General features: G+C 49.5%; 18 protein-coding genes. 12 read left to right on the top strand and 6 right to left on the bottom strand.

Translation table 11 applies throughout. From position 1 onward, the window contains the following. Positions 1-3: 3 nt before the first annotated feature. From IEY24_RS02615 to IEY24_RS02605, 3 genes are read right to left on the bottom strand one after another with little or no spacing between them, the layout of a single operon-like run. A complete protein-coding gene (locus tag IEY24_RS02615) occupies positions 4-1,167 on the bottom strand; it encodes a fibronectin type III domain-containing protein (RefSeq protein WP_188928360.1) in 1,164 nt (387 codons plus the stop codon). Positions 1,168-1,223: 56 nt separating this feature from the next. Continuing rightward, positions 1,224-2,126 carry a magnesium transporter CorA family protein gene (locus tag IEY24_RS02610; RefSeq protein ID WP_188928358.1) on the bottom strand — a complete coding sequence of 301 codons (903 nt, stop codon included), beginning with the start codon at positions 2,124-2,126 and terminating at the stop codon, positions 1,224-1,226. A gap of 40 nt (positions 2,127-2,166) precedes the next feature. Continuing rightward, entirely contained in the window at positions 2,167-3,438 is a 1,272-nt protein-coding gene (locus tag IEY24_RS02605) for an NAD(P)/FAD-dependent oxidoreductase (protein WP_188928356.1), read from the bottom strand. A gap of 234 nt (positions 3,439-3,672) precedes the next feature. On the opposite strand from IEY24_RS02605, the gene IEY24_RS02600 reads away from it, so the two are divergent. After that, positions 3,673-4,530 (top strand): SDR family oxidoreductase, encoded by an 858-nt coding sequence (locus IEY24_RS02600; protein WP_188928354.1) that lies wholly within the window; start codon positions 3,673-3,675, stop codon positions 4,528-4,530. A gap of 43 nt (positions 4,531-4,573) precedes the next feature. Here IEY24_RS02600 and IEY24_RS02595 read toward each other — a convergent pair whose 3' ends face one another. Next, positions 4,574-8,443 carry a PAS domain S-box protein gene (locus tag IEY24_RS02595; RefSeq protein WP_188928352.1) on the bottom strand — a complete coding sequence of 1,290 codons (3,870 nt, stop codon included), beginning with the start codon at positions 8,441-8,443 and terminating at the stop codon, positions 4,574-4,576. A 216-nt stretch (positions 8,444-8,659) separates the two neighbouring features. Further along, complete coding sequence (locus IEY24_RS02590; RefSeq protein WP_188928351.1) at positions 8,660-8,836, bottom strand: DUF6496 domain-containing protein; 177 nt, start codon at positions 8,834-8,836, stop codon at positions 8,660-8,662. A 128-nt stretch (positions 8,837-8,964) separates the two neighbouring features. Between IEY24_RS02590 and IEY24_RS02585 the strand changes: the two genes are divergently transcribed. The 10 genes from IEY24_RS02585 to IEY24_RS02540 all read left to right on the top strand — a co-directional run bounded on the left by IEY24_RS02585 (position 8,965) and on the right by IEY24_RS02540 (position 20,159). After that, positions 8,965-10,305, top strand: a complete 1,341-nt coding sequence (locus IEY24_RS02585; protein ID WP_188928350.1) for an amidohydrolase family protein — start codon at positions 8,965-8,967, stop codon at positions 10,303-10,305. A 51-nt stretch (positions 10,306-10,356) separates the two neighbouring features. Beyond that, the gene (locus tag IEY24_RS02580; RefSeq protein WP_188928343.1) at positions 10,357-10,725 is read left to right on the top strand and encodes a VOC family protein; all 369 of its coding nucleotides are present in this window, start codon (positions 10,357-10,359) and stop codon (positions 10,723-10,725) included. A 117-nt stretch (positions 10,726-10,842) separates the two neighbouring features. Next, positions 10,843-11,883: a hypothetical protein gene (locus IEY24_RS02575; protein WP_188928341.1), complete on the top strand. Its 1,041-nt coding sequence runs from the start codon at positions 10,843-10,845 to the stop codon at positions 11,881-11,883. After that, entirely contained in the window at positions 11,880-13,046 is a 1,167-nt protein-coding gene (locus IEY24_RS02570; protein WP_229221234.1) for a glycosyltransferase, read from the top strand. The genes IEY24_RS02575 and IEY24_RS02570 overlap by 4 nt, the downstream gene beginning before the upstream one ends. 28 nt (positions 13,047-13,074) lie before the next feature. Continuing rightward, positions 13,075-14,238 (top strand): glycosyltransferase, encoded by a 1,164-nt coding sequence (locus tag IEY24_RS02565; RefSeq protein ID WP_188928339.1) that lies wholly within the window; start codon positions 13,075-13,077, stop codon positions 14,236-14,238. A gap of 3 nt (positions 14,239-14,241) precedes the next feature. Beyond that, positions 14,242-15,168: a glycosyltransferase family 2 protein gene (locus IEY24_RS02560; RefSeq protein ID WP_188928337.1), complete on the top strand. Its 927-nt coding sequence runs from the start codon at positions 14,242-14,244 to the stop codon at positions 15,166-15,168. After that, a complete protein-coding gene (locus IEY24_RS02555) occupies positions 15,125-15,691 on the top strand; it encodes a putative colanic acid biosynthesis acetyltransferase (RefSeq protein ID WP_188928334.1) in 567 nt (188 codons plus the stop codon). Before IEY24_RS02560 ends, IEY24_RS02555 begins: the two co-directional genes overlap by 44 nt. Further along, positions 15,688-16,431: a glycosyltransferase family 2 protein gene (locus IEY24_RS02550; RefSeq protein ID WP_188928332.1), complete on the top strand. Its 744-nt coding sequence runs from the start codon at positions 15,688-15,690 to the stop codon at positions 16,429-16,431. The genes IEY24_RS02555 and IEY24_RS02550 overlap by 4 nt, the downstream gene beginning before the upstream one ends. 149 nt (positions 16,432-16,580) lie before the next feature. Beyond that, positions 16,581-17,771 carry an MraY family glycosyltransferase gene (locus tag IEY24_RS02545; RefSeq protein ID WP_188928331.1) on the top strand — a complete coding sequence of 397 codons (1,191 nt, stop codon included), beginning with the start codon at positions 16,581-16,583 and terminating at the stop codon, positions 17,769-17,771. 114 nt (positions 17,772-17,885) lie between these two features. Continuing rightward, complete coding sequence (locus IEY24_RS02540) at positions 17,886-20,159, top strand: NADP-dependent malic enzyme (RefSeq protein ID WP_188928329.1); 2,274 nt, start codon at positions 17,886-17,888, stop codon at positions 20,157-20,159. Between the two features lie 68 nt (positions 20,160-20,227). On the opposite strand, the gene IEY24_RS02535 is transcribed toward IEY24_RS02540, so the two are convergent. Next, entirely contained in the window at positions 20,228-22,102 is a 1,875-nt protein-coding gene (locus IEY24_RS02535) for a glycoside hydrolase family 2 protein (RefSeq protein ID WP_188928327.1), read from the bottom strand. 180 nt (positions 22,103-22,282) lie between these two features. Between IEY24_RS02535 and IEY24_RS02530 the strand changes: the two genes are divergently transcribed. Next, positions 22,283-23,383 carry an isoaspartyl peptidase/L-asparaginase family protein gene (locus IEY24_RS02530; protein WP_188928325.1) on the top strand — a complete coding sequence of 367 codons (1,101 nt, stop codon included), beginning with the start codon at positions 22,283-22,285 and terminating at the stop codon, positions 23,381-23,383. Positions 23,384-23,390 lie beyond the last annotated feature (7 nt).

Below are 23,390 nucleotides of genomic sequence, written 5' to 3'. Positions count from 1 at the left end.
ATATCAATAAAGCAGTATCCGCTTCGATATTACTTCCTTACCATTATCGGTTACAACCACATACACCCCTGCTGGCAGCAAGCTCAGATCCACGCGCTCCTCCCGCTTGATTCGCTTTGCCTTATGTGGCCGGCCAGTAAGGTCATATACCGACAATTTTGCCTCCGCTGCGCCGTTAAGGTTCACCACAAGGGTCCTACCTGCCATATATATCAAATACCGGTTGCCTGGCGTGTCTACACTGGTAATAATGGAAGCCGCGCGAACGATCCCTAGCAAACTGTAAGGCGATTCCCCGCCTGCATTGATGGCTTTAATACGGTAAAAGTAGTCGGCCGCTTCAAGCTCCGATTTGTCTTCATATTGAAGTACGGTCGCCGCGACCTTGCCTATTTGCGCAAAGTTACCGTCGCCTTTCGCGCGCTCAATTACGACTTCGGTCGCATTGCCCGTCGGCTTCGACCAACGTAGCTGGACCAGGTCCGGCGCGGTGGGTACTGCCGTGAAGTTTTCCGGCGCATCCGGCACCTGAACGTTCTGCGTTTTGACCGGGCCCGTATTGATATATGCCGATGCCCCAACTGCATTCACAGCCCGAACACGATAATAGTACGCAGTCGCCGCAGCCAGGCCGGTGCTTTGGTATGCAGTCGCGTTAGCGGCAAGGTCGGCGATTTTAGTAAAAGTGGTCCCATTCGGCGAGCGTTCCACCTGGTAACCGGTTTCATTACTTGCATGATCGGTCCATTTCAGGTCTATTTGTGAAGTCGAAACAGCTGTGGCGATCAGGTTAGACGGTGCATTAGGCGCTGCCTGCAACGTGGAAGCGTTAGCGGTATTGGAATAGGCGGATGCCCCGGATGCATTTTTGGCGCGCACCCGGTACCAGTATTTGCTGGCGGATTTGAGCCCCTTATCCTGATAAGTGATACTATTGGCGGGCAGATCGGCTACTTTTACAAATTTCGTCCCGTCCGTCGACTGTTCTACCTCAAAACCCGATTCGTCGCTCGCCAGATCCAGCCATGTGAGATTAATCTGGCTTGCCGACGCGGGCAGGGCAGCCAGCGTCGTGGGCGCTTTTGGAATGACGGCCAAAGTCCTAAATGGAAGTAAGAGGGCAATGAGAAAGGTTACTAAAAGCGAAAATGCGCGGGCTTGGTTCATGGATTCGGGATAAATAGGGAAGCAAAAATAGGGGTTAAAAGCATTTATGCCACCCGTTAGAGCCATCCGCGCCTTTTAAACCAGACATAAATCCCGAAAGTGATTGCGCCCATCAGGATCATTACGCCCGGATACCCCCATTTAAGCCGTAGTTCAGGCATGAAATCGAAATTCATCCCATAGATGCCGACAATAAATGTGAGCGGCATGAAAAAGACCGAAAATACGGTAAGTACCCGCACAATCTCATTGGTCCGCTGGGAGGAAATCGAGAAATAAACCATCACCAGATGATTCATGTTTTCGAACAGGGTATCATAGATGTTGTGCAACTTCACATACAGGTCACGCGTGTCGCGCGTATAGGTATTGGAATGCCCGGGAACATCCATTTTATCGACAATCTCGTGCGAAAGCATCAGTATGCGCCGTGTAACCTCCACCCTTCTCCTCAGATAATACAAGCCCTTTAGAAGTGACGCTTTGCGGGTTTTGAGGAACATATTCTCCTCATAAAACTCGATATCCTTGGTCAGCTTCAAAGATGGAGCCTCGTAGGTGGCAATGCAGCTTTTAATGATCTCATTCACCAGCTGAATCGTGTCCTCGCAAGAATGCTGGTCTACCTGCTGCTCCAAAATGACTTCCGGTGCGCCCCACTCTTTTTTATGCATGGTGATCACGAACTCTTTCGTCATAAAGATCGCCAGTTTGTTGGTCAGTTCTGCGACGGTATCGGCCTCGGTGCCCACTTTATCGCTGTGTATCCTGAAAATAATGAATACGTAAGAGCCTACATCTTCATATTTGGGCAAATGGTCGGGTTGCAGCCAATCTTTAATCGAGGATTCGTGCAATCCATGTTTTTCCCTGATCTGTTTTAATTCTTCATCATCCGGGTCTGTGACGTCAATCCATTCGAATGGATATTGGGATGAATCTGCAATAGTCTGGATCATAATGGATTACAACTTACACTGTTAAATAAAATGCTCATGACTAGCGGGCCGGTTTTTCAGGCTTCGCATCAAGGATAAAACGGAGTGACTGGTCCCTCGTAAAAAAGGCTACCATCCAGTTATAGAAAGTTTTGATCTGGTTGCGGTAACGGATCAGCGAAAACAAATGCACGACCATCCACAGAAAATAAGCGATAAGGCCCTTGAAATGCAAGCCCGGCAGATCGGCCACAGCCTTATTAACGCCAATAATTGCCATTGTACCTTTATCGACGTATCGGAATTCCCTTGGCGGCTTTCCTTCCTGCCACAACCGCAGGTTATGTGCCAGGTTTCTGCCTTGCTGAATTGCTACCTGGGCTAGCTGCGGATGTCCGTTCGGGTACTTTTTGTCCGCGTCCATCAAGCAAATATCGCCTATGGCAAATATATTATCCGACCCCTTCACGCGATTGTAAGCATCCACCATTACCCGTTTGCCTTTGCCGAGCACTTCCTCCGGCAAACCAGGCAATGCAGTTGCGGTCACACCCGAGGTCCATATCAGTGTTTCGGTTTCGATTGTCTTACCAGTGGCAAATGTGACAGTCCCATTCGCATAATCCTTCACCGCGTGATCCAGCAGCACTTCTATCCCCAGCCCCCGCAGCTCGGCAAGCGTCTCCTCCTGCGATTTTTTGCTCATCGGGTTTAAAACCACCGGCAATGCATCGACGAGATAGATTTGCACATCTTCCTTTCTTAATTCAGGATAGTCTTTTTTGAAAATGGACTTGTGCATTTCCGCCAGCATTCCCGAAATTTCGACGCCGGTCGGCCCAGCGCCTGCAACTACGATGGATAGCAGCCTTCTGCGGGCAGCGGAGTCTGTTTCTTTGGCCGCCACCTCTTTCAGTCGCAGGATGTGGTTCCGTAAGGCAAGCGCATCCTGTACAGTTTTCATCGGTACCGCATTCGCCCGCACGTTTTCCATCCCGAAATAATTGCTCTCGGTGCCGGTTGCGAATATGAGGTAGTCATAATAGATATCGCCACTTTCGGTCGCCACCCTTCCTTCATCGGGAAAAATCCTCTCAAAGGCTCCGAGACTAAACCTGAGATTACTTTTGTCCTGAAAAAACTTGCGGAACGGATAGCTGATATTCGAAGCCTCGAGAAAGCCTGTCGCTACCTGGTAAAGCAATGGCGGGAAGAAATTGTAGTTGTTCTTGTCCACCAGCACGATTTGAAACAATTTATTGCGGGAAAGCTTCTGGGCGAGGTTGATCCCGCCGAAGCCTCCGCCTATTATTACTACCTTTTTTACATCCATAATTTACCTGTTTACTAGCCGGTCTTTTCAGCCGTATGGCGTGACAGCATTAATAACTATGCCGAACGCTTCCAGAGGTGCAACAGCCCTTTTTTGGGGTTTTAATGCATACAGTGAACTGTGAAAATCTTTACTCATCTCCCGCTGTTACGCCGCTCCCAGGGCTTGACGGGCTTCGGTTTGCTATTGGCATGTGCTTTTTGACAATGCCGCATCCACAAACATTCAAATACTATGAGCTTCGAGATCGATACCCGCGGGCAGACGCAAAGCACCCGCCCTGGCATAGAAGAAATTATGGACCCGGCACCGGTCGTAATCCGGGAGAACTACCGCGGTAGCGGCAAGCTACAAGGTAAAACAGCCCTTATAACCGGTGGCGACAGCGGCATAGGTCGTTCGGTGGCAGTTCATTTCGCCCGGGAGGGTGCCGATGTTGCCATCGTCTATCTGGACGAGTCCCAGGACGCTTCCGATACCAAAGCAATGGTCGAGGCCGAAGGTAAAAATTGCCTGCTGCTCCGGGGCGACATCCGTAGCGAGGTATTCTGCAAAGAAGCGGTGAGCCGTGCAGTGAACGAGTTCGGAAAATTAAACATACTCGTTAACAATGCCGCCGAGCAACATCCTAAGGAGAATGTGACCGAGATTTCACCCGATCAGTTGAATGACACATTTGCCACCAACATTTTCTCCTTTTTCTATTTCACCCAGGCCGTTTTGCCGTATCTGGACGAAGGGGATTCGATTATTAATACAACCTCGGTGACGGCATATCATGGTAGTCCGTCACTGCTCGATTATTCTTCTACCAAAGGGGCAATTGTTGCTTACACCCGGTCGCTGGCCGATAACCTAGCCGAAAAAGGCATAAGGGTGAATGCAGTAGCACCAGGGCCGATCTGGACGCCGCTTATTCCGTCGACCTTTGATTCGGAGCGGGTAAAGCAGTTCGGCAAAGACACACCCTTCAAACGGCCCGGACAACCCTGCGAAGTTGCGACATGTTACGTGTTTCTGGCCAGCGAGGACGCCTCCTATATGAGCGGGCAGGTACTTCACCCGAATGGCGGGCAGGTTGTGAACGGATAGTGGCAGACGGCTAGTCGCGGACGGCTAGTCGCGGACGAATATCTTATTTAAGCAGCCATTTTCGGACCGCAGCTTCGAGCGTATCTTTCAGAACCGGCTTGGTGAGATAATCGTCCATTCCGGCTTCGATACATTTTTCACGCTCGCCCACGACCGTACCGGCTGTGAGTGCGATGATCGGCACGTGGGTGAGCCCCGCCCCCTGCCTGATCTCGCGCGTAGCTTCGTACCCGTTCATCTCAGGCATTTGAATATCCATAAAAACGATATCAGGGCTTGTCCTGCGGAATGCCTCGATGGCTTCCTTGCCGTTGGTCGCCTCGATCAGCTCGCTGCCAGGTAATATTTTGTTAAGCATCGATTTAACCAGCAACATATTGATCTTGTGATCTTCTGCGATGAGTATTTTCACTTCGCCTGTTTCGTAAATTGCTTTCGGAATTTCTTCATTTGCAGATATTTTCTCTGGCTGCTGAGAGATTTTCGATTTGAGCCCGAGATCGGAGAGCGCGTGAAACAGCTGTTGGATTTTCACCGGTTTCACTAAAAAATGTTTGACATCCAACTCATTGCCGAAAGCACTGAGAGCCTCATCGTCAAGCGAGTCATTTAGTAATATTACAGGTTGTCCTGCACCCCTGTCTCCCAGTTTCCTGATCATCCGAATCGTTTCGATCCCGTCCCATCCCGGCATCTGGCAATCTATCAGTATCACATCATATCTTTTGCCCGAAGACAATATTTCATAAGCCTTTTCACCGCTACGAATATAGTCCGATGCTATGCACTTGTTGGTGAGCATGTCCTGCAAAATCTGACCATTACGCACGTTATCATCCACGATCAGCACCTGCCCGATCTGTTCGACATTCTCCCAGTCAAACCGGTCCTCGCCTTCAATGGCGCGGAATGTCACATCGAAAAAGAAGGTACTGCCCTTCTCAAGAGTGCTCGAAAGTTGTAAGCGGCTGTCCATCAAACCAAGCAGGCTATTAGAAATGGTCAGTCCAAGCCCTGTGCCACCAAACCGCTTCGTGGTGGAGGAGTCTTCCTGCGAAAATGCCTCGAAAATTCGTCGCTGGTTCTGAGGATCGATACCAATGCCTGTGTCGCGGACAGAGAAGTGGAACGTATTTTCCAATCCGCTTACCTTATGCAGTAATTCTATTTTCAATTCAATTTCGCCCCGAATCGTGAATTTGACCGCATTACTGAGCAGGTTCACCAGAATCTGCCGCAGCCTCACTGAGTCGCACCATACAAACTGCGGAATGTCCCCTGGGATATTCAGCAGCATTTCCAGGTGCTTCTGCTGCGCCTGGTAGGTTACCATATCAGCGACCTGGCCACAAACTTCGAGCAGATCGGTCTTTTCAGGCGTTAGTTCGAGCTTGCCGGCTTCTATTTTGGAGAAATCAAGGATATCGTTGATGATGTCCATCAGTGAATTGGCCGACTGAAATACCATCGACATATACTGTTGCTGGGTTTCGTCCAGATTGGTCTTCATCAGCAAGTCCGTAAACCCGACCACACCGTTGAGTGGCGTTCTGATTTCGTGGCTCATATTAGCCAGAAACTGCGACTTTAATTTGCTGGCTGCCTCGGCATGTTCACGGGCTTCGAGCAATTCGAGTTCTGCGCGTTTCCGCATCGTAATGTCGCGAATCACCGCCTGGATGATCTCGGTGTCATTGACTTTCATCAGATTAAGCAAGACTTCGGCAACGAACGATTCTTTTGATTCGCCGAAACGCCTGTATTTCCATTCGAAGCTATGTGTACCTTTTTCATAAACTGCCTTCACATGCCTGTTGCCCTCGCTTTTGTTATTCTCCATACCTACCTCGTTCAAGCCCGACAAGTCGCCCATCGGCATATTCACAAAGCGATCAACTGAATCGATCCCGAACATCTTCAATGCGGCATTATTGCAATCCAGATAGCCGGTATGATCAAAAAGAATTACAGCATCGCTCGTGGAATCGTATAGGCTCCGGAATTTGGCTTCCGAGCTCTTAATATCCACCTCCGCCTGCTTTCTGGAGGTAATGTCCTGAAAGGCGCCATAAATGCGCACACATATACCATCGATCACCTCTGACTTCCCGATCGTCCTTACCCACAACTCATTGCCTTTGGCCGTTACAACTTGCAGCTCACTGTCCCAGGGAGTTCCATTTGCCAGGCATTCGTTTACCACCCGCCCTATCTCCTCCCTGCTATGTCCTTCTTTGTAAAAATGAATAGCTGTTTCGAGGCTGGGAACGTAGTCCTCAGGTACTTCATGCATTTCCTTGGTCGTCGAAGACCAATAAAGCTCGCCGGTGCGCACATAGTATTCCCAGCCACCCACATGCGCCACGCTGTGGGTCTGTTCCTGGATATCCTTGATCCTTTTTAGCTCCATATCCGCCTTTTTGCGGTCGGTTATATCCCTTTCTACCGCGATAAAGTTGATGCAGTTGCCGTAATCGTCGAATACAGGAGTAACTTTGAGGTCCACCCAATAACCCACACCCGTTTTGGTATAGCAGAGCACTTCCTCCCTGACGACCTTCTTCTCCTTGCAATACAGCGCGATTCTGTCAAGGGTGTCAGGGTCGGTCTCAGGTCCACGGAGTAAATGAAGCGGGTTCTTGCCCCTGACCTCCTTTCGGTCATAACCGGTGTGCGTCTCATAGGCTTTATTGACCCAGGTAATATATCCCTTGCTGTTGGTGATCACAATATAGTCCGTCGTGTTCGAGGCTACAATGGCCAGCTCTTTGAGCCGCTCGCGGGAATTTCGCAGTTCGGTAATGTCATGGCTGGTAAGGATGATGTCCCTGCTGACCGGATCTATATTGGCGCTGGTATTGCTCCACGACCACGATCCGTCACTATGCCTGATCCGATGTTCGACACCCCCGGGCACGGGTACGCCGGTTTCTGAGGTGATCCGCAATGCCTCAAAACAGATATGAAAATCGTCGGGGTGTATGAATTCGGTAAATGGCCTCCCGACGGTTTCTTCAACCGTGTGCCCATACATCGATGTCCAACTCGGCGAAACATAACTAAAAACGCCCAGCGGCGAGATTGTAAAGAGGACATCCTGCATATTGGACACAAGTACCGAAAGGTCTTCCTGCACTTTGAGCTGCTTGGTAATGTCGTATCCCACACAAAAAATCTCGGAGACAACCCCATTCTCGTCTGCAATACCCGTGAATTCCCACCGCGTCGTTTTGACACCGCCGGGAGATGAATACTTCCGAAGTACTACCGGATTGGGTATACCCGGATTGATAAAGCACTGCTCACCCGCCTGCAGGCATTTGACGACATCCTCAGGAACAACACCGCTAAGTGACGACCTGCCGATGATCTCACTGCTCTCCATGCCATAAAATTCGCTGAAATGATCGTTGACATATTTGTAGTTTCCTTCCAGATCAATGCTTGTAACAAAAATCGCATGGCTGTTCAATAACGACTTGTATAGCTCCGTGCCCGTAGCCAGCCCCGGCATTTCAGGCATCAGGAAATCGCGGCGGAAACCCGACAATACAAGCCAGCCATGCGGCTCGGAATAGGTACAAACAGAGGTAACGGCCAAGCGCAGCGATTGCTGATTATTCTGAAGAATCCGAATAATGCCATGGCGGGGCTCCGGATTGTCCGGGAAACTTGCGCGGGCTTTATCGAGATGAAATGTAAAAGATTGATTCTTAAAAAGTGAAGAAACCCCGCCGGGCCCTTCCTGAACACCCGGCCCGAGCATCTGCCGCAACCTTGCATCGGCCCAGCAATCGCACGGATCCGAATGCCTCCAAATCAGTAATCCGTCTATGGCTGAGTCCTGAATGAAGTCGAAAATACATTCATCCTTTTGCAGCAGCTTTAACAGCTCCCTCTTCAGATCATTCATTCTCAAAAAAACTTACAATTAGAAACGTAGTGGTAGTGGTAAATCCTTGATCGTACAATATAGGATTTATCCGACGATTTTGAAGAGTGGAAATCTATGCGGGAGCTAATTTTATATTATTCTAAAATAAATTCGACAGTCGCGTCCGTTACATCTATCTTTTTGCAAGCCCTCTTCCCGACTGGCGGAAAAAAGGGCTTTGGGCACTTCTCACTGCTAATCTTTCTTCATCGGGACTTTGGCTCCTTCTTTGCGGGCTTCGGACAAACCGATGGCGATCGCTTGCTTTTTAGAGGTGACCTTTTTCCCTGAGCCCGATTTTAGCTTTCCTTCTTTCTGCTCGTGCAAGGCTTCTTCCACCTTTTCTCCTGCTTTTTTCGAATATTTGGCCATGATATTATTTTTTAGGTGTTGATGTTTTTAATTTTCGCACCGCAACGGCGCGTGTTTTGTTGATCAAAATGCATACCAATAGCCCGGGCTGCCTTATTCCGCATTTAATGGTCCCAAATCCATAGTTCATGAAAAAAATACGACTGCTGTTTCAATTGGCCGGTGCATTATTTTGCTCCGAGGCAATAGGCCAAAATAACGGCACGGTACTGCTGAAAAACGCGACCGTGATCGACGGTACCGGCTCCTCTCCCCGCGCTAACACCGATATCCTGGTTACTGACGGCAAAATCGTATCTATTCAAAAAGGTATCAAAGTCAATGGTGCCCACGAAATCGATCTGGCCGGCAAGACGGTCATGCCTTCGCTCATCTGCGCGCATGCGCATGTGGGGACGCTCAAAGGAACTACTTCATCTGCAGACAATTACACGCGTAAAAATCTGCTTCGGCATCTGGAAAAATACGAGAATTATGGCGTCGGCGCCGTGTTGGCAATGGGAACCGACCGTCCGCTCATCTTCAATGGGTTTATTGATTCCACCCAGGCTGGGCTGCTGCCCGGTGCCAGGCTCTACTCAGCAGGCTACGGTTTCAACACCCCCGATCCTAACCCGGCTTCTTGGATGAACCTGCTTTTGCGCCCTAATACGCCCGACGAAGTTCCGGCCATGATGGAAAAGCTGGCGGAAGTCAAACCAACGGTGGTCAAGATCTGGGTAGATGACCACGGCGGCAATGCCCAGAAAATGAAACCGGAAATTTACCAGGCCATTATCCGTGAGGCGCATAAACGTAATATCCACGTGGCCGCGCATCTTTTCTATCTCGAAGATGCCCGCAAGCTCACCGAAGCCGGTATCGATATCATCGCCCACAGCATCCGCGACAAGGAAGTGGATCAGGACCTGCTCACCAAAATGAAGCAGAAAAAGGTAATCTATATTCCCACGCTTTCTCTGGATGAATACCAGTTTGCCTACGCCGGCAATCCCGACTGGCTCAACGACGAGTTTTTCAAGGCCTCGCTCGAACCGGGTGTCTTCGAAATGATCACGGATGCGGCCTATGGCGAGAAAATCAAAAATTCACCGGATTTCCAGCGTAATACATCTGCATTTAAGACAGCGATGATTAATTTGAAGAAAATTCATGATGCCGGCATCCATGTGGCGCTCGGAACCGACTCGGGCGCGTTTCCGATCCGCACGCAGGGCTTCACCGAGCACCTGGAAATGGAACTGATGGTAAAAGCGGGCCTCACGCCCGCGCAGGCCATCACCATCAGCACCCGCAATGCCGCCGCGGCTTTGCGCATCGCGCATAAAAAAGGCACGCTTGAAAAAGGCAAACAAGCCGATTTCCTTATCCTGAGCGCTAATCCGACAGACGACATCCGCAACACAAGAAAGATCGAATCCGTTTGGAAAGATGGTAAAGAGGTGAGTAAAGGGCCTCTGCGAAAATAATATTAATCCAAAATAAGGAAGTAGTTTTAACGCCCAAATTCACTCCTGATCATGAAAATTAAATTCAAAAGACTCGACCATATCATGCTTTGTATTCCGCCGGGCACCGAACAGCAGGCGCGGGAATTTTATGGCGGGGTACTAGGCCTCGAAGAACTTACCAACCTGGGTTACCCGCTACCCCATGGCGCGATCTGGTTTCAAATGGGTGATATTCAACTGCATATCCGTGCCGAAGAGGTACACGATCTTTCGCAGCGCCATCCGGCGTTTGAGGTGCACAACCTGGAAGAAGCGCGCGCGTTACTGTTACAGCAAGGCATTTCCGTCAAAAATGACAGCAAAATCCCCGACCGTAACCGCTTTTCGTTCCGCGATCCCTTCGGAAACCGCATTGAACTGATCGAGATGATCTCCTAAGGGGGGCTATGCCCCGATAAATGCCCACATATTTAGTTAACGAAAACCGAAAAAGCAGTAATTGGCAAAAGTAATCCTAAATTTGCAGTCACTTTCGACGCAGAAGACGTTCACTTGATGTTAAAGTTTGTTTACGGTTTTTTAATTGCTATTGTCACTCTTGCGGGGATTACCGAGGTTGTATTAAGGGTAAAATATGGCTTTTGTAACTCACCACTCTACGTATCCGATCCGGATTTTGAATACATATACGCTCCAAACCAGGACGTAAAGAGGTTCGGCAAGGTGCTGCGAACCAACAGCCTCTCCATGCGGAATGAAGAAGTGCTGCCTACCGACAGTGTTGTGATATTGCTGATCGGCGATTCGGTCGTCAACGGCGGAAGCCTTACCGATCAGGACAGCATTGCTTCCACCCTGCTCGAAAAACGTTTTTTAAAGGATTTCAAAAAACGGGTGCGCATCCTGAACATCTCCGCCGGCTCGTGGGGACCGGACAATATCGCCGCCTATCTCAAAAAATACGGCACTTTCAAAGCTAAACTAATGTGCCTGGTGACAAGCAGCCACGATGCACACGACATCATGTCGCCTCAGAGCCCTGTGGGCATCGACCCGGGATGGCCCGACAAGCAATATAAAGTAGCGCTTTATGAGCTCTGGGACCGTTATCGCTGGATGTTCTTCTATTTTCTGAATACCCTTTTCCTTGCGCCCGAGCCTCAGAAAGAGGAAAAAATTGCGATTATCAAGCCCGACGTGACCGACAGCGCCCACGTGGCATCAGATGCCAAGGCGGTCGAAGACACTGTAAGAGCCGCGCAGTTGAATGATGCCGGCATCCGCAAATCCGGCCTGACGTTCAATCCGGGTTACGAGCAACTTTACCAAATCGCGCAAAAGGATAGCATTCCCATGTTTATTTACCTGCATCCGGAGATTTCCGAGATCGATCTTGGGCACTTCAATGACCAGGGACAGGAGATTATCGCATTTGCCAAAGAGAAGAATATCAGGCTGATCGACGAATTCAAGTTCGGTGTTTCAAAAGAAAGGTACCGCAAGATGGACGTTGTGCATTTCAACAGCCAGGGGCAGATTTTTCTTGCCAACAACTTGTATCCATTGTTTCAGGAATACCTTAACCTTTCCAAATGATGCGCGTACTGATTGTTCACAACCAATTATGGGCGCACTACAAATCGAAGCTGTTCCATGAGATCGACCGCGCTATCCAATGGGCCGACCCGGCAGACGAACTGCTCGTTGCACAGATCGCCCTATACGAGGCGAGCCGGAAAGTAATGCAAAATGATGATACGATCACTTATGACTATCCTTACCAAGTTCTTTTCGAGCGCAGCCTCGATCAGGTGAGCTTTCGCGAGCGGCGCGAAGCGCTTTTCAGGATATTTAATGAATACCAGCCCGACGTGCTCAATATCACGGGCTATTTCGACTGGGCGCAGGTGCTGCTCATGTTCTATGCACGCCGCAAAGGTGTGAAAGTGGTGATTTCATCCGAATCGTCCTCTGTCGACCATAACCGGTCCGGCTGGAAAGAGACGATCAAAAAAGTGATCGTTGGCCGTGCTAATGCATTTTTTTGTTTTGGAAAAACATCGGCAGAATACCTGGAAAGCCTCGGCGTCGTGAAAAGCGCTATTAAAGTGCGGAATGCGGCGGTGATCGATGAGCAGGTGATCCGGCAGCGCTACGACGATGCTAAAAAAGAGCTTGGTAACAACGCAAATGCTGTTTCAAAGAAATTCGTGTATGTAGGAAGGCTGGCACCGGAAAAGAACTTGAATACTTTAATGCTCGCATTTGCCCAAACGTTAAAAAAAACCGGCTCGGACTGGCAGTTGCTTTTTGTAGGCGGCGGTCCTGAAAAGGACAATTTGGAACAGCTCGCCGCCGACTCTGGCATTGCGGGCAAAGTCATTTTCGCCGGAGGATTTCCGTGGTACCAAGTGCCGGGCTGGCTGGCGCAGAGCGATGTGCTGGTGCTGCCGAGCAAGTCGGAGCCCTGGGGGCTGGTGGTGAATGAGGCGATGGTGTGCGGTCTGCCGGTAATCGTCTCGGAAACGTGCGGATGCGCCGACGACCTCGTGCGCGATGGTGTCAACGGCTTTACATTCGACCATATGCAACAGGCTGATTTGGAAAAACATTTAACGTGGTTTGTCCAAAACCCCGACCGCATTGCCGGAATGGGGCAGGAATCTTTGAAATTGATCGCTCCGTTCGCGTCGGGCCCAGTGGCGGCGCAAATGGCCGAAGCCTACCGCGAACTGGCGGCCAAACGATGGGAAGCATAACGAACACAACTATACATTAACACAAAGCATGCGAATACTGAATATTTGTGCATATACATGGGCAATCGGAGGCCCGGCCCGCATTATCTACGACCACACCACAGAGGTCGTAAGGCAAGGCCACCAGGTCGATATCCTGAGCCCGATGACGCCCGGCGAGAAGATGTACCCCGTACCCGAGGGTGCACGCCTAATTGAGGTTGCCCGTACGAGGCCTCTCAGCAATTTTTACCGGGAGTTTTCTGTCGAGTTGTACAAATATTTAAAAAAACATATCCATGAGTACGATGTGATCCATATGCACGGCATCTGGCATTTCGGCAGTCTGGCCCCATTCCTGATCCACTCCAAGGCCGTGAAGGTGATCACTATTCACGGTCTGCTCGACAAATGGGCAGTAGCGCACAGCAAGTGGAAAAAGGACCTGGTGACACTCTTATACCAAAAAAGATTGCTAGGCAAAGCCGACCTGATCCAGATCAATAACACCGACGAGGAAGAAGATGTGATCCGCTACCTGGGTTACCGTCCCAAAAACATGGTGATCGTGCCGAACGGCATGAAGCTCGATGAGTACACCCGGTCTAATTTACCCGCAAAAGGTCTTTTCAGGAGCAGGCACGGCATTTCGCCTGATCAGCAAATGGTTCTTTTCCTGGCAAGATTAAATATCAAGAAAGGTCTTGACCTGCTTTTACCTGCATTTCAGAAGGTTCATCAACAGTTGCCGGATGCACAACTGATATTAGCCGGCCCGGATGACGGATACCAGGCAGAAACCGAAGACTTTATCCGCAAACACAACCTGGAAGGCCGCATCAAACTGGTAGGAATGCTTACGGATACCATCAAAAAGGAAGCATTGGCGGACGCGGATCTTTTCGTTTCGCCTTCCTATTCCGAGGGATTTTCGATCGCGGTGCTCGAAGCAATGACCTCCGGCGTACCCGCCCTCGTCTCTGATCGCGTGGGCTTCGGCGACTACATTGCGCGTTACGAGGCGGCCTACCTTACCCCGCTGAACAGCGACGGGGTAGCCGATGGTCTTCTTAAAATATTACAAGACAAGCCCTATGCCGAATCCATCGCAAATCGAGCCCAAAAGATGGTAGCCGAAAACTTTGACATCCGCGTGGTCGCCAACCAGTTATTGGAAGAATACAAGAAAGTTCAAAAAAGTAGCTACATTTGAACTATGGTTGATTTATCCGTCATCATTTTAACACACAACGAATCAAAGCACATTGCCCGGTGCATTCAAAGCCTGTTACAGGTCACCGATAAGATTTTCATTGTCGACTCGTTTTCCACCGACGACACCGTTGCGATCGCCGAAAGCCTAGGCGCTATCGTGGTACAAAATCCCTGGGTTTCCTACGCATTCCAATTCAATTTCGGTATTCGTAACAACCCGTTCCAGACCCAATGGCTCATGCGGATGGACGCCGACGAGTATCTGACTGCCGAGCTTACCACGGAGTTAAACAGCTCCCTTTCACAGGTGCCAGACAATGTTTCCGGGCTATATTTGAAACGCCGGGTGATTTTCATGGAAAAATGGATTCACCGGGGCGGTTACTACCCGATCTGGTTGTTGCGTATCTGGCGCCGTGGTCTGGGCACTTGCGAAGAGCTCTGGATGGACGAGCATATCAAGCTCAGCAGCGGAACGACCGCCCAGTTACAGCATGACATCGTTGACCACACCCTCAACAACCTGACATGGTGGACACAAAAGCATAACAATTACGCAATCAGGGAGGTTATAGACCTGTTGAACATTACATATAACTTTGATAGCAAGGAGACCGTAGAACCGAGCTTTTGGGGCAGCCAGGAACAGCGCACGCGTTTCCTGAAAATCAAATATGCCAATTTGCCGCTTTTCACACGGCCATTTATCTACTTCACATACAGATACTTCATCAAGTTGGGGTTTCTCGATGGAACGAAAGGACTCATTTGGCACGTTTTACAGGGGTTTTGGTACCGTTTCCTGGTTGATGCAAAGATTTATGAAGTGTATCACCGCGTAGGACGCGACAAGGAAGCTATTATATCACATTTCAGGACAGAATATGGAAAAGACCTCAGGAACCCAAACCAATCTGTCCGTTTATAACATCGATTGGTATAAGCCGGGCGGCTACCCAAAGATGGTGATCTGGTATTTGATAAACCGGTTGTTCATTCATACGCACATTCCCTATCCGTCCTCATTCAAGATTGCATTGCTCCGGTTGTTCGGCGCAAAGATTGGCAAAGGGGTGGTGATCAAGCCAAAAGTAAACGTAAAATATCCATGGTTCCTGCAAATAGGCGACCACGTCTGGATTGGCGAAGAGGTGTGGATCGATAACCTCACTTTGGTGACTATTGAATCAAATGCGTGCCTCTCGCAAGGCGCGATGCTTTTGACAGGAAATCATAATTACCGAAAAAGCACTTTCGACCTGATAGTCAAGCCCATAACACTTGGACCTGGCGCTTGGATCGGTGCGAAAGCGACGGTTTGTCCGGGTGTCCAAGTAGGCTCGCACGCACTGTTGACTGTCGGCTCGGTAGCCACAAGCCATTTAGAACCTTATGGGATTTATCAGGGAAACCCTGCGAAATATGTCAAAACCAGAACTATAACGAATTGAAAGTAAGCATACTTACTGTTGTCTATAATGGTGCAGCGACTATCCGCCACAGCATCGAATCCGTCCTTGGACAGGATTATCAGGACATCGAATACATCATCATAGATGGCAATTCGAAGGACGGCACCCAGGAGATAGTGTTGTCATACGGAGAGAAAATCGCCCGTTTTCTCAGCGAACCTGACGCCGGAATTTATGATGCCATGAACAAAGGCATACAATTGGCAACCGGTGATGTGATAGGGATACTGAATGCCGATGATTTTTACGCATACCCGTCAGTGATCAGCGAAGTGGCCGGATTGCTGGCTTCCAGCAACTTCGACGCTTCCTATGGCGATCTTGAATATATTGATGCGAACGATGCAACGGTGGTGCGCAGAAAGTGGGTCTCAGGTGCATACAAGGTTGGCGCATTCCTGAATGGCTGGATGCCACCACACCCGACCTTTTTTGTCAAGAGAGAGGTTTATAACGCACACGGGCGTTTCCGCCTCGATCTGGGAAGTGCAGCGGATTATGAATTAATGCTGCGGTTTGTACATCGTGAAAACATCAGGCTCGCTTACCTGCCCAAAGTACTCGTGAAAATGCGGGCAGGCGGAGTCAGCAACAGCACATTCAAAAATCGCATTGCGGCCAACCGGAACGACAGAATGGCCTGGAAAGTCAACAATCTGGAACCCCGGTTTTACACTTTGTGGTTAAAACCTTTGAGAAAAATTATACAATTTATCTAAGACACGGAAGTTAACCGAAGTAGCTTAAACCAAACAGTAAATATTTTGATACTCAGGCATTTGCATATTACAATTATTGGTTTATATTTCGACATTTGAATTTGGATTTTCAGATCCGTCCTCAACGCACTTCCTAATTTGACAGGCACATGGAACTACAATTACCTCTGCAGATACTGACCGAAGGAAACGTCAATACGCTTGTCCATCACGACATCTATCAATGCCTTCTTTCGTTTCTGATCGGATGTTTCCTTTCGATCATTTCAATACCCATTATCATTAACCTCTCAAACCTGCTGCATTTAACTGCAAAACCGGGTTTCAGAAGTTCACATGAGACAGAAACGCCAACTTTGGGTGGAATTGCCATATTTGCAGCGACCCTGATCGCCTACTTCCTGTGGCCGCATTCGGAGAATATCCTCGATTCAAACCTGATCAGCCTGGCCATGACCGGGATGATCATCCTGTTTTTTCTGGGAATCAAGGACGATATCCTGGCAGTAGACCCTACTAAAAAGCTCATTATCCAGATTTTCGCCTCCCTGATCCTGGTGGCGATGGGCAATTTCAAAGTCGATAACTTCTATGGAATTTTCGGCATTCACGGCGTTTCCGACTTTATCAGTATTCCGCTTACGGTATTCATATTTATCGCCATTATCAACGCAATAAACCTGATCGACGGGATTGATGGTTTGGCGGGTGGTATCAGCCTGATCGCCGGTCTCGGATTTGGAATCTGGTTCATTGCTAACGACCACTTTTCGTTCGGCTGCCTGGCATTCGCGATGTCGGGTTCATTGCTCGGTTTTCTGCGTTTCAATTTTTCCAAAACCAGCAAGATCTTCATGGGTGACACCGGCTCGCTCATCGTCGGTTATCTGCTTTCGATCTTCGCGGTAGAGTTCCTCTCACTGAACGTAGGTTACCTGCATGATCCCAACGCTTATTTCAATGCGCCGATCATCGTCATGGTACTGCTTATTGTCCCGATCTTCGATACCTTACGCGTCTTTATCGTTCGCATTTTCAAAGGTGGCTCCCCATTCGTGGCCGACCGCAACCACATGCACCATATCCTGATCGACAACGGCCTGAACCACTTTTGGGCCTCGTTCACCCTCTGGATGGTTACGATCCTCAACACGGCACTATTCTTCACCTTCCACGGCGATATTACCAACACCGCTTCCATGTACATTTACATCGGAATGTTCGGTTTGTATATGGTATTTGCCTATTTTCTCAAAAAACGCATTGCTTCTGTCAAAGAGCGGAAAAAATTGGTCAAAAGCCCTTCACTGGCCGACGATGACCTTTCTGCCTTTCAGTAAATACGGTAAACTACTGTCCGAAAAGCCGTGATGAAATTCTCGCGAATACCTTCTGAGAATTCATTGCGGTGAACCGAATGTTTGTACCTTGCACGAAACATCGTCCACTTAGGTATGAACAAAAAGATCAGAAAAGAAGACGCGCTATACTACCATTCCAAGGGTAGGCCAGGAAAAATACAGGTCATCCCCACCAAAGAAACCAGTACCCAGCGAGACCTTTCGCTTGCCTATTCGCCCGGCGTGGCGGAGCCCTGCCTGGAAATTGCCGAAAATGTCGAAAATGCCTATCTATACACCGCCAAGGGCAACCTGGTAGCAGTTATCAGCAACGGTACTGCCGTGCTCGGCCTGGGCGATATTGGCCCGGAAGCTTCCAAACCCGTGATGGAAGGGAAAGGACTGCTATTCAAAATATATGCTGATATCGACGTTTTCGATATAGAACTCAACACCAAAGACGTCGACGAATTTGTCAGGACAGTCAAAATCCTCGAACCAACTTTTGGGGGTGTCAACCTAGAAGATATTAAGGCGCCCGAATGCTTCGAGATAGAAGCCCGGCTTAAAAAAGAGCTCAATATTCCCGTGATGCACGACGATCAGCACGGAACGGCGATCATCAGCGCCGCAGCGATGCTAAACGCGTTAGTGTTGGTCAACAAAAAGATTGAAGATATTCGTGTAGTCGTCTCGGGCGCGGGCGCTTCGGCAGTCTCCTGTACGAAGCTCTACCTCGCGTTGGGCGCCAGTCCGAAAAACATCGCCATGTTCGACACCAAAGGCCACATTCACAATGGCCGGACGGATTTGAGCGACATGAAAAAGCAGTTTGCAACCGACCTCGCTTATGAATCGCTGGAAGCAGCAATGGTAGGCGCCGACCTGTTTCTGGGTCTTTCTACGGCCGATATCGTTTCGAAGGAAATGGTTAAATCTATGGCCAAAGACCCAATCGTGCTTGCAATGGCCAACCCGAATCCAGAGATCCCTTATCCGGATGCGGTAGAAGCGCGTGAGGATGTGATCATGGCTACCGGCCGCTCCGATTACCCCAATCAGGTGAACAACGTGCTCGGCTTCCCGTACATATTCAGGGGCGCGCTCGACGTGCGTGCAACGGAGATTAACGAGGAAATGAAGCTGGCTGCTGTGCACGCATTGGCCGATCTGGCCAAGAAGCCGGTGCCCGATATTGTCAACCTCGCCTACAATGAGACGAATATCGTTTTTGGCAAAAATTATATTATTCCAAAACCGGTGGATCCTCGCCTGCTGACCACCGTAGCGCCTGCTGTTGCGAAAGCAGCAATTGCGACCGGTGTCGCGCGAAAGGTTATCACCGACTGGGATGCCTACGACCAGGAGCTTTCGAGCCGTTTGGGACGCAATGAGCAGATCTCCCGCGTGATACTTAACAAAGCAAAACTGGCCCCGAAAAAGGTCGTTTTTGCCGATGCAGAGAATATTCAGGTGCTCCGTGCCGCTCAGCAGGTACGCGACGAAGGCATTGCGACGCCAATCTTGCTCGGCAATAAGGAAACGATCCTTCATTTGATCCGCGAAAGCAAGCTTGATCTGGCCGACGTATCGATCATCGACCCTCGCGCAGCTGAAAGCGATCCGATGATCGAGAAATATGCAGCGAAATTGTTCGACAAACGCAAAAGAAAGGGTCTCACTCCTATCGAGGCGCGCCGTTCGATGTATTTCAAAAGCTATTTCGGTTCGATGATGGTTGAAAACGGTGAAGCGGACGCATTCATTTCCGGATTGACAAGGACATACCCCGATACGATTCGACCTGCCCTGCAAGTGATCGGCAAGCAGGAGGGCGTAAACAAAGTCGCTGGTATGTACATTCTGCTCACTCCCAAGGGTCCGTTGTTCTTCTCGGACACGACCGTAAATCTCGATCCGACAACAGAGGATATTGTTGAAATAACCGAACTGACAGCAAAAGCCGTTGAACGTTTCAATATCCAGCCGCGCATTGCATTGGTGACCTATGCAAACTATGGCAGCGCCAAAGGTGCCGACGCCGAAAAAATGCGCGACGCGACGGCCATCCTGAAAAAACGCAACCCGTCGATGATCGTGGAAGGCGAATTGCAGGCGCACCTTGCATTCAATACCTCATTATTGAAGGAAAATCACCCTTTCAGCGACCTGGTCGACGGCGGTGCCAATACATTGATCTTCCCCAACCTTTCGGCTAGTAACATTGCTTACAACCTGCTGAAAGAGGCTGCGGAGCTCGAAACCATCGGACCGATCCTGCTGGGATTGAAAAAGCCTGTACACGTGCTGCAATTGGGCAGCTCTGTGAGGGAAATCGTAAATATGGTTGCGATAGCCGTAGTAGAAGCGCAGCTGAAAGGCAATTAATGCATGATATTTTAAACGAAAATAGCCCGGACTGCTCCGGGCTATTTTCGTTTTATTACAACGGCCTGTTAAGGCTTCAACTTCACCAATGAGGGATCGTAGAGCTTCGAATGGATTTGCTTTAACTTAGCCTCAGAGAATTTAATCACCTTACGGTCGTAGGTCATCAACCCATTGGTTTCGACCTCGACATCAGTTGTCTGGGTGTAAACCGCTGCCGAAAGCCCCTTTTTGATCAGAGGCTCGAAACGGTTAATGAACGATTCATAACGATTGTAGAGCTCCTCCTGGTTTTTAAAGCTCTGATAACCCCAGTTATCCTTCTGCTGCCAAACATGCTGGTCAACCGGCAAGCCCAAGCCTCCGAATTCACCTAAAACAATAATCTGCTTCCGACCGAACAAGTCCGGGCGCGGCATTACCGGTGCGGGATAATTGTGCAAATCGATAATATGGCCCACCGGCTCGAAATTACCGCCACTGGCGCTGTTTACAAGGCGGGAGGGGTCATACTGCATGGTCCAGTCGGTAATCTCAGCCGTCTTGAATTGCCCCCAAGCCTCGTTGAATGGGACCCAAACCACGATCGACGGAAAAAAGCGGTTGGCATCCATAATGGCTTTCCATTCGGTTTTGTAGATGTTTTCAGACTCCGGCGTACGTTTCTTGTCTGTTTCGTTGCCCGTAATACCCGGACGCATTTCCCAGTTATTGCCCAGATCACCACTTGGCATGTCTTGCCACACCAGCATTCCCAGCTCATCGCAATAGCGGTACCATCTGGCGGGCTCTACCTTTACGTGCTTGCGGATCATATTGAAACCCATTTCCTTGGTTTTCAATATATCAAACTTCAAAGCCTCGTCGGTTGGCGCCGTGTAAAGGCCATCCGGCCACCAGCCCTGATCCAGTGGGCCGTACTGGAAAAGGAATTTGTTATTCAAAGTCATTCGCTGAATACCATTCTCATCCACCTGCACACCGATTTTACGCATCGCTGCATAGCTTTTTACCTCATCGATCACCTTTCCGTTTCGAGTAAGCGTAGCGGTTAGGTCATATAGGGACGGGGAATCCGGCGACCAGAGTTTTGCATCGCCTATCGTCAGGCTGGCGGGCTGGCCGGCAGCTACTTCCTGTTCAGCGACTTTCGCACTACCATCCCAGGCAATGATTTTCACTTTATCGGATGCGCCGGCGCCGACTATTTCCGTATTTACAGTAAGTGTCTGTTTATCAATATCGGCCACAGGGGTAATCCTCGCGATATGGCTGGTTGCAACCGTTTCAAGCCAAACCGTCTGCCAGATACCGGTTACCGGCGTGTACCAGATCCCGTGCGGATTCTTGATCTGCTTACCACGGGGCTGAGGGCCGTCGCTGCTTGGATCCCAAACTTTTACCACGATTTCCTGCTGCTTTTTCTTCACCAGCAGGTCGGTAATGTCGAAGGTGAAAGGATCGAAGCCACCCTGATGGCTTCCGGCGGGTTTACCGTTGACGAATACTTCCGCTTTCCAGTCCACTGCGCCAAAATGGATCAGCACGCGCTGGTCTTTCAGTTTCGGCGCAAAATCGATTAAGCGCTGGTACCAGAGAATGCTATCCTTTCCCACAGTCTTCCCTACTCCCGACAAGGCGGACTCTACTGCAAAAGGTACTAATATCTTACCATCAAATGCCGCAGGCTTAGCGTCTACTGCACCTTTCGGCACGATCGCATAATCCCACAGACCATTCATATTCTGCCAGTTCTGGCGTATCATTTGTGGTCTGGGATAATCGGGGTGGGGATTTTGTGCAACCACTTTTTCTGCCCATGGCGTTACGATCTTACCTTGCACATACTTCCATCCGGACTTAAATTCGGCCGTTTGCTGCGCATAAGCCCGACCATACAGGCTGCCCAGAAGAACTCCCAGGCTAAGCACTACTTTCTTCATCAGAGTTTCGGTTTTTTTATAAATTCAATTAGAACTACCAAAAGTAAAGCCTAAATGTGCTCTACTGTACAAAAAACCGCAACATCTGCCCCCGTAAAGGCCAAACCATCCGAATATCAGAAGAATAGCGATATAAGATTTTAGTTACTAGATTTGAAAGCATCACTCAAATTACTACTCATGAAAACACTTTCCCTTGCCCTGCTGATTACCCTATCCTGTATTTCCGCATTCGCGCAGGATTTTTCCGACAAGATCACGCTCGTAATACACGGGGGCGCCGGCACGATCACCCGTGCCAACATGAGCCCGGAGCGCGAGAAGGCATATCGTGAAGCAATGAATAACGCGTTGGAAAAAGGTTATGATGTGCTCAAAAAGGGCGGTACCAGCGTGCAGGCGGTAGAAGCGGCGATCCATGTCATGGAAGACTCCCCACTGTTCAATGCCGGTAAAGGCGCCGTTTTTACCAATGAAGGCAAAAACGAATTGGACGCCGCCATCATGGAAGGCAAGACACTCAAGGCCGGCGCGGTTGCCGGTGTTACCACGATCAAAAACCCAATTTCGGCAGCAATTGCGGTTATGGATCAATCCGTTCACGTGATGATGGCCGGGAAAGGTGCCGAGCAGTTTGCCAAAGAGAAAGGACTGGAAATCGTCGACCCCTCCTATTTCTACACTGAAGCACGCTACAAGGCATTACAACGGGCCAAAGAAGAGGAGAAAACGGAGCTCGATCATGATGCAAAAGGAGAAAAAGGAGGAAAGGGAGAAAAGGGAGGAAAGGAGGAGAGGGAAATTAAAAAGAGGCCAAAAACGGGTTTTCGTTCTGCGGAAGACCTGATTTTTATGGAAGGCAGGAAGTTTGGGACCGTGGGTTGTGTGGCTTTGGACAAATATGGCAATCTCGCCGCAGGAACCTCTACCGGCGGAATGACCAACAAGAAATATGGCCGCATCGGCGACGCGCCGATCATTGGTGCCGGTACTTACGCCAATAATGCAACGTGCGCGGTTTCAGCAACCGGCCACGGCGAATATTTCATCCGCTCGGTTGTAGCGCACGATATTTCGGCATTAATGGAATACAAAGGAATAAACCTGGTCGATGCGGCGAATGAGGTAGTCATGAACAAGCTGGTCGAAAGAGGGGGTGAAGGGGGTGTAATCGCCGTCGACCGGAACGGCAATATAGCCATGCCCTTCAACAGCGAGGGAATGTACAGGGGCTACATTAAAGGCGATGGGAAACGTGAAATATTGATTTATAAGGATTAACAATGCG

Source organism: Dyadobacter endophyticus (assembly GCF_014641595.1).
Classification (GTDB): Bacteria; Bacteroidota; Bacteroidia; order Cytophagales; family Spirosomataceae; genus Dyadobacter; species Dyadobacter endophyticus.
Note: the sequence above shows the minus strand (reverse complement) of the source record. Positions and strands in the feature narration are given on the sequence as shown.

What these genes read in the sequence shown, in the direction of transcription:
- IEY24_RS02615 (WP_188928360.1), bottom strand. Translation starts at nt 1,167, where the DNA reads ATGAACCAAGCCCGCGCATTTTCGCTTTTAGTAACCTTTCTCATTGCC.
- IEY24_RS02610 (WP_188928358.1), bottom strand. Translation starts at nt 2,126, where the DNA reads ATGATCCAGACTATTGCAGATTCATCCCAATATCCATTCGAATGGATT.
- IEY24_RS02605 (WP_188928356.1), bottom strand. Translation starts at nt 3,438, where the DNA reads ATGGATGTAAAAAAGGTAGTAATAATAGGCGGAGGCTTCGGCGGGATC.
- IEY24_RS02600 (WP_188928354.1), top strand. Translation starts at nt 3,673, where the DNA reads ATGAGCTTCGAGATCGATACCCGCGGGCAGACGCAAAGCACCCGCCCT.
- IEY24_RS02595 (WP_188928352.1), bottom strand. Translation starts at nt 8,443, where the DNA reads ATGAATGATCTGAAGAGGGAGCTGTTAAAGCTGCTGCAAAAGGATGAA.
- IEY24_RS02590 (WP_188928351.1), bottom strand. Translation starts at nt 8,836, where the DNA reads ATGGCCAAATATTCGAAAAAAGCAGGAGAAAAGGTGGAAGAAGCCTTG.
- IEY24_RS02585 (WP_188928350.1), top strand. Translation starts at nt 8,965, where the DNA reads ATGAAAAAAATACGACTGCTGTTTCAATTGGCCGGTGCATTATTTTGC.
- IEY24_RS02580 (WP_188928343.1), top strand. Translation starts at nt 10,357, where the DNA reads ATGAAAATTAAATTCAAAAGACTCGACCATATCATGCTTTGTATTCCG.
- IEY24_RS02575 (WP_188928341.1), top strand. Translation starts at nt 10,843, where the DNA reads ATGTTAAAGTTTGTTTACGGTTTTTTAATTGCTATTGTCACTCTTGCG.
- IEY24_RS02570 (WP_229221234.1), top strand. Translation starts at nt 11,880, where the DNA reads ATGATGCGCGTACTGATTGTTCACAACCAATTATGGGCGCACTACAAA.
- IEY24_RS02565 (WP_188928339.1), top strand. Translation starts at nt 13,075, where the DNA reads ATGCGAATACTGAATATTTGTGCATATACATGGGCAATCGGAGGCCCG.
- IEY24_RS02560 (WP_188928337.1), top strand. Translation starts at nt 14,242, where the DNA reads ATGGTTGATTTATCCGTCATCATTTTAACACACAACGAATCAAAGCAC.
- IEY24_RS02555 (WP_188928334.1), top strand. Translation starts at nt 15,125, where the DNA reads ATGGAAAAGACCTCAGGAACCCAAACCAATCTGTCCGTTTATAACATC.
- IEY24_RS02545 (WP_188928331.1), top strand. Translation starts at nt 16,581, where the DNA reads ATGGAACTACAATTACCTCTGCAGATACTGACCGAAGGAAACGTCAAT.
- IEY24_RS02540 (WP_188928329.1), top strand. Translation starts at nt 17,886, where the DNA reads ATGAACAAAAAGATCAGAAAAGAAGACGCGCTATACTACCATTCCAAG.
- IEY24_RS02535 (WP_188928327.1), bottom strand. Translation starts at nt 22,102, where the DNA reads ATGAAGAAAGTAGTGCTTAGCCTGGGAGTTCTTCTGGGCAGCCTGTAT.
- IEY24_RS02530 (WP_188928325.1), top strand. Translation starts at nt 22,283, where the DNA reads ATGAAAACACTTTCCCTTGCCCTGCTGATTACCCTATCCTGTATTTCC.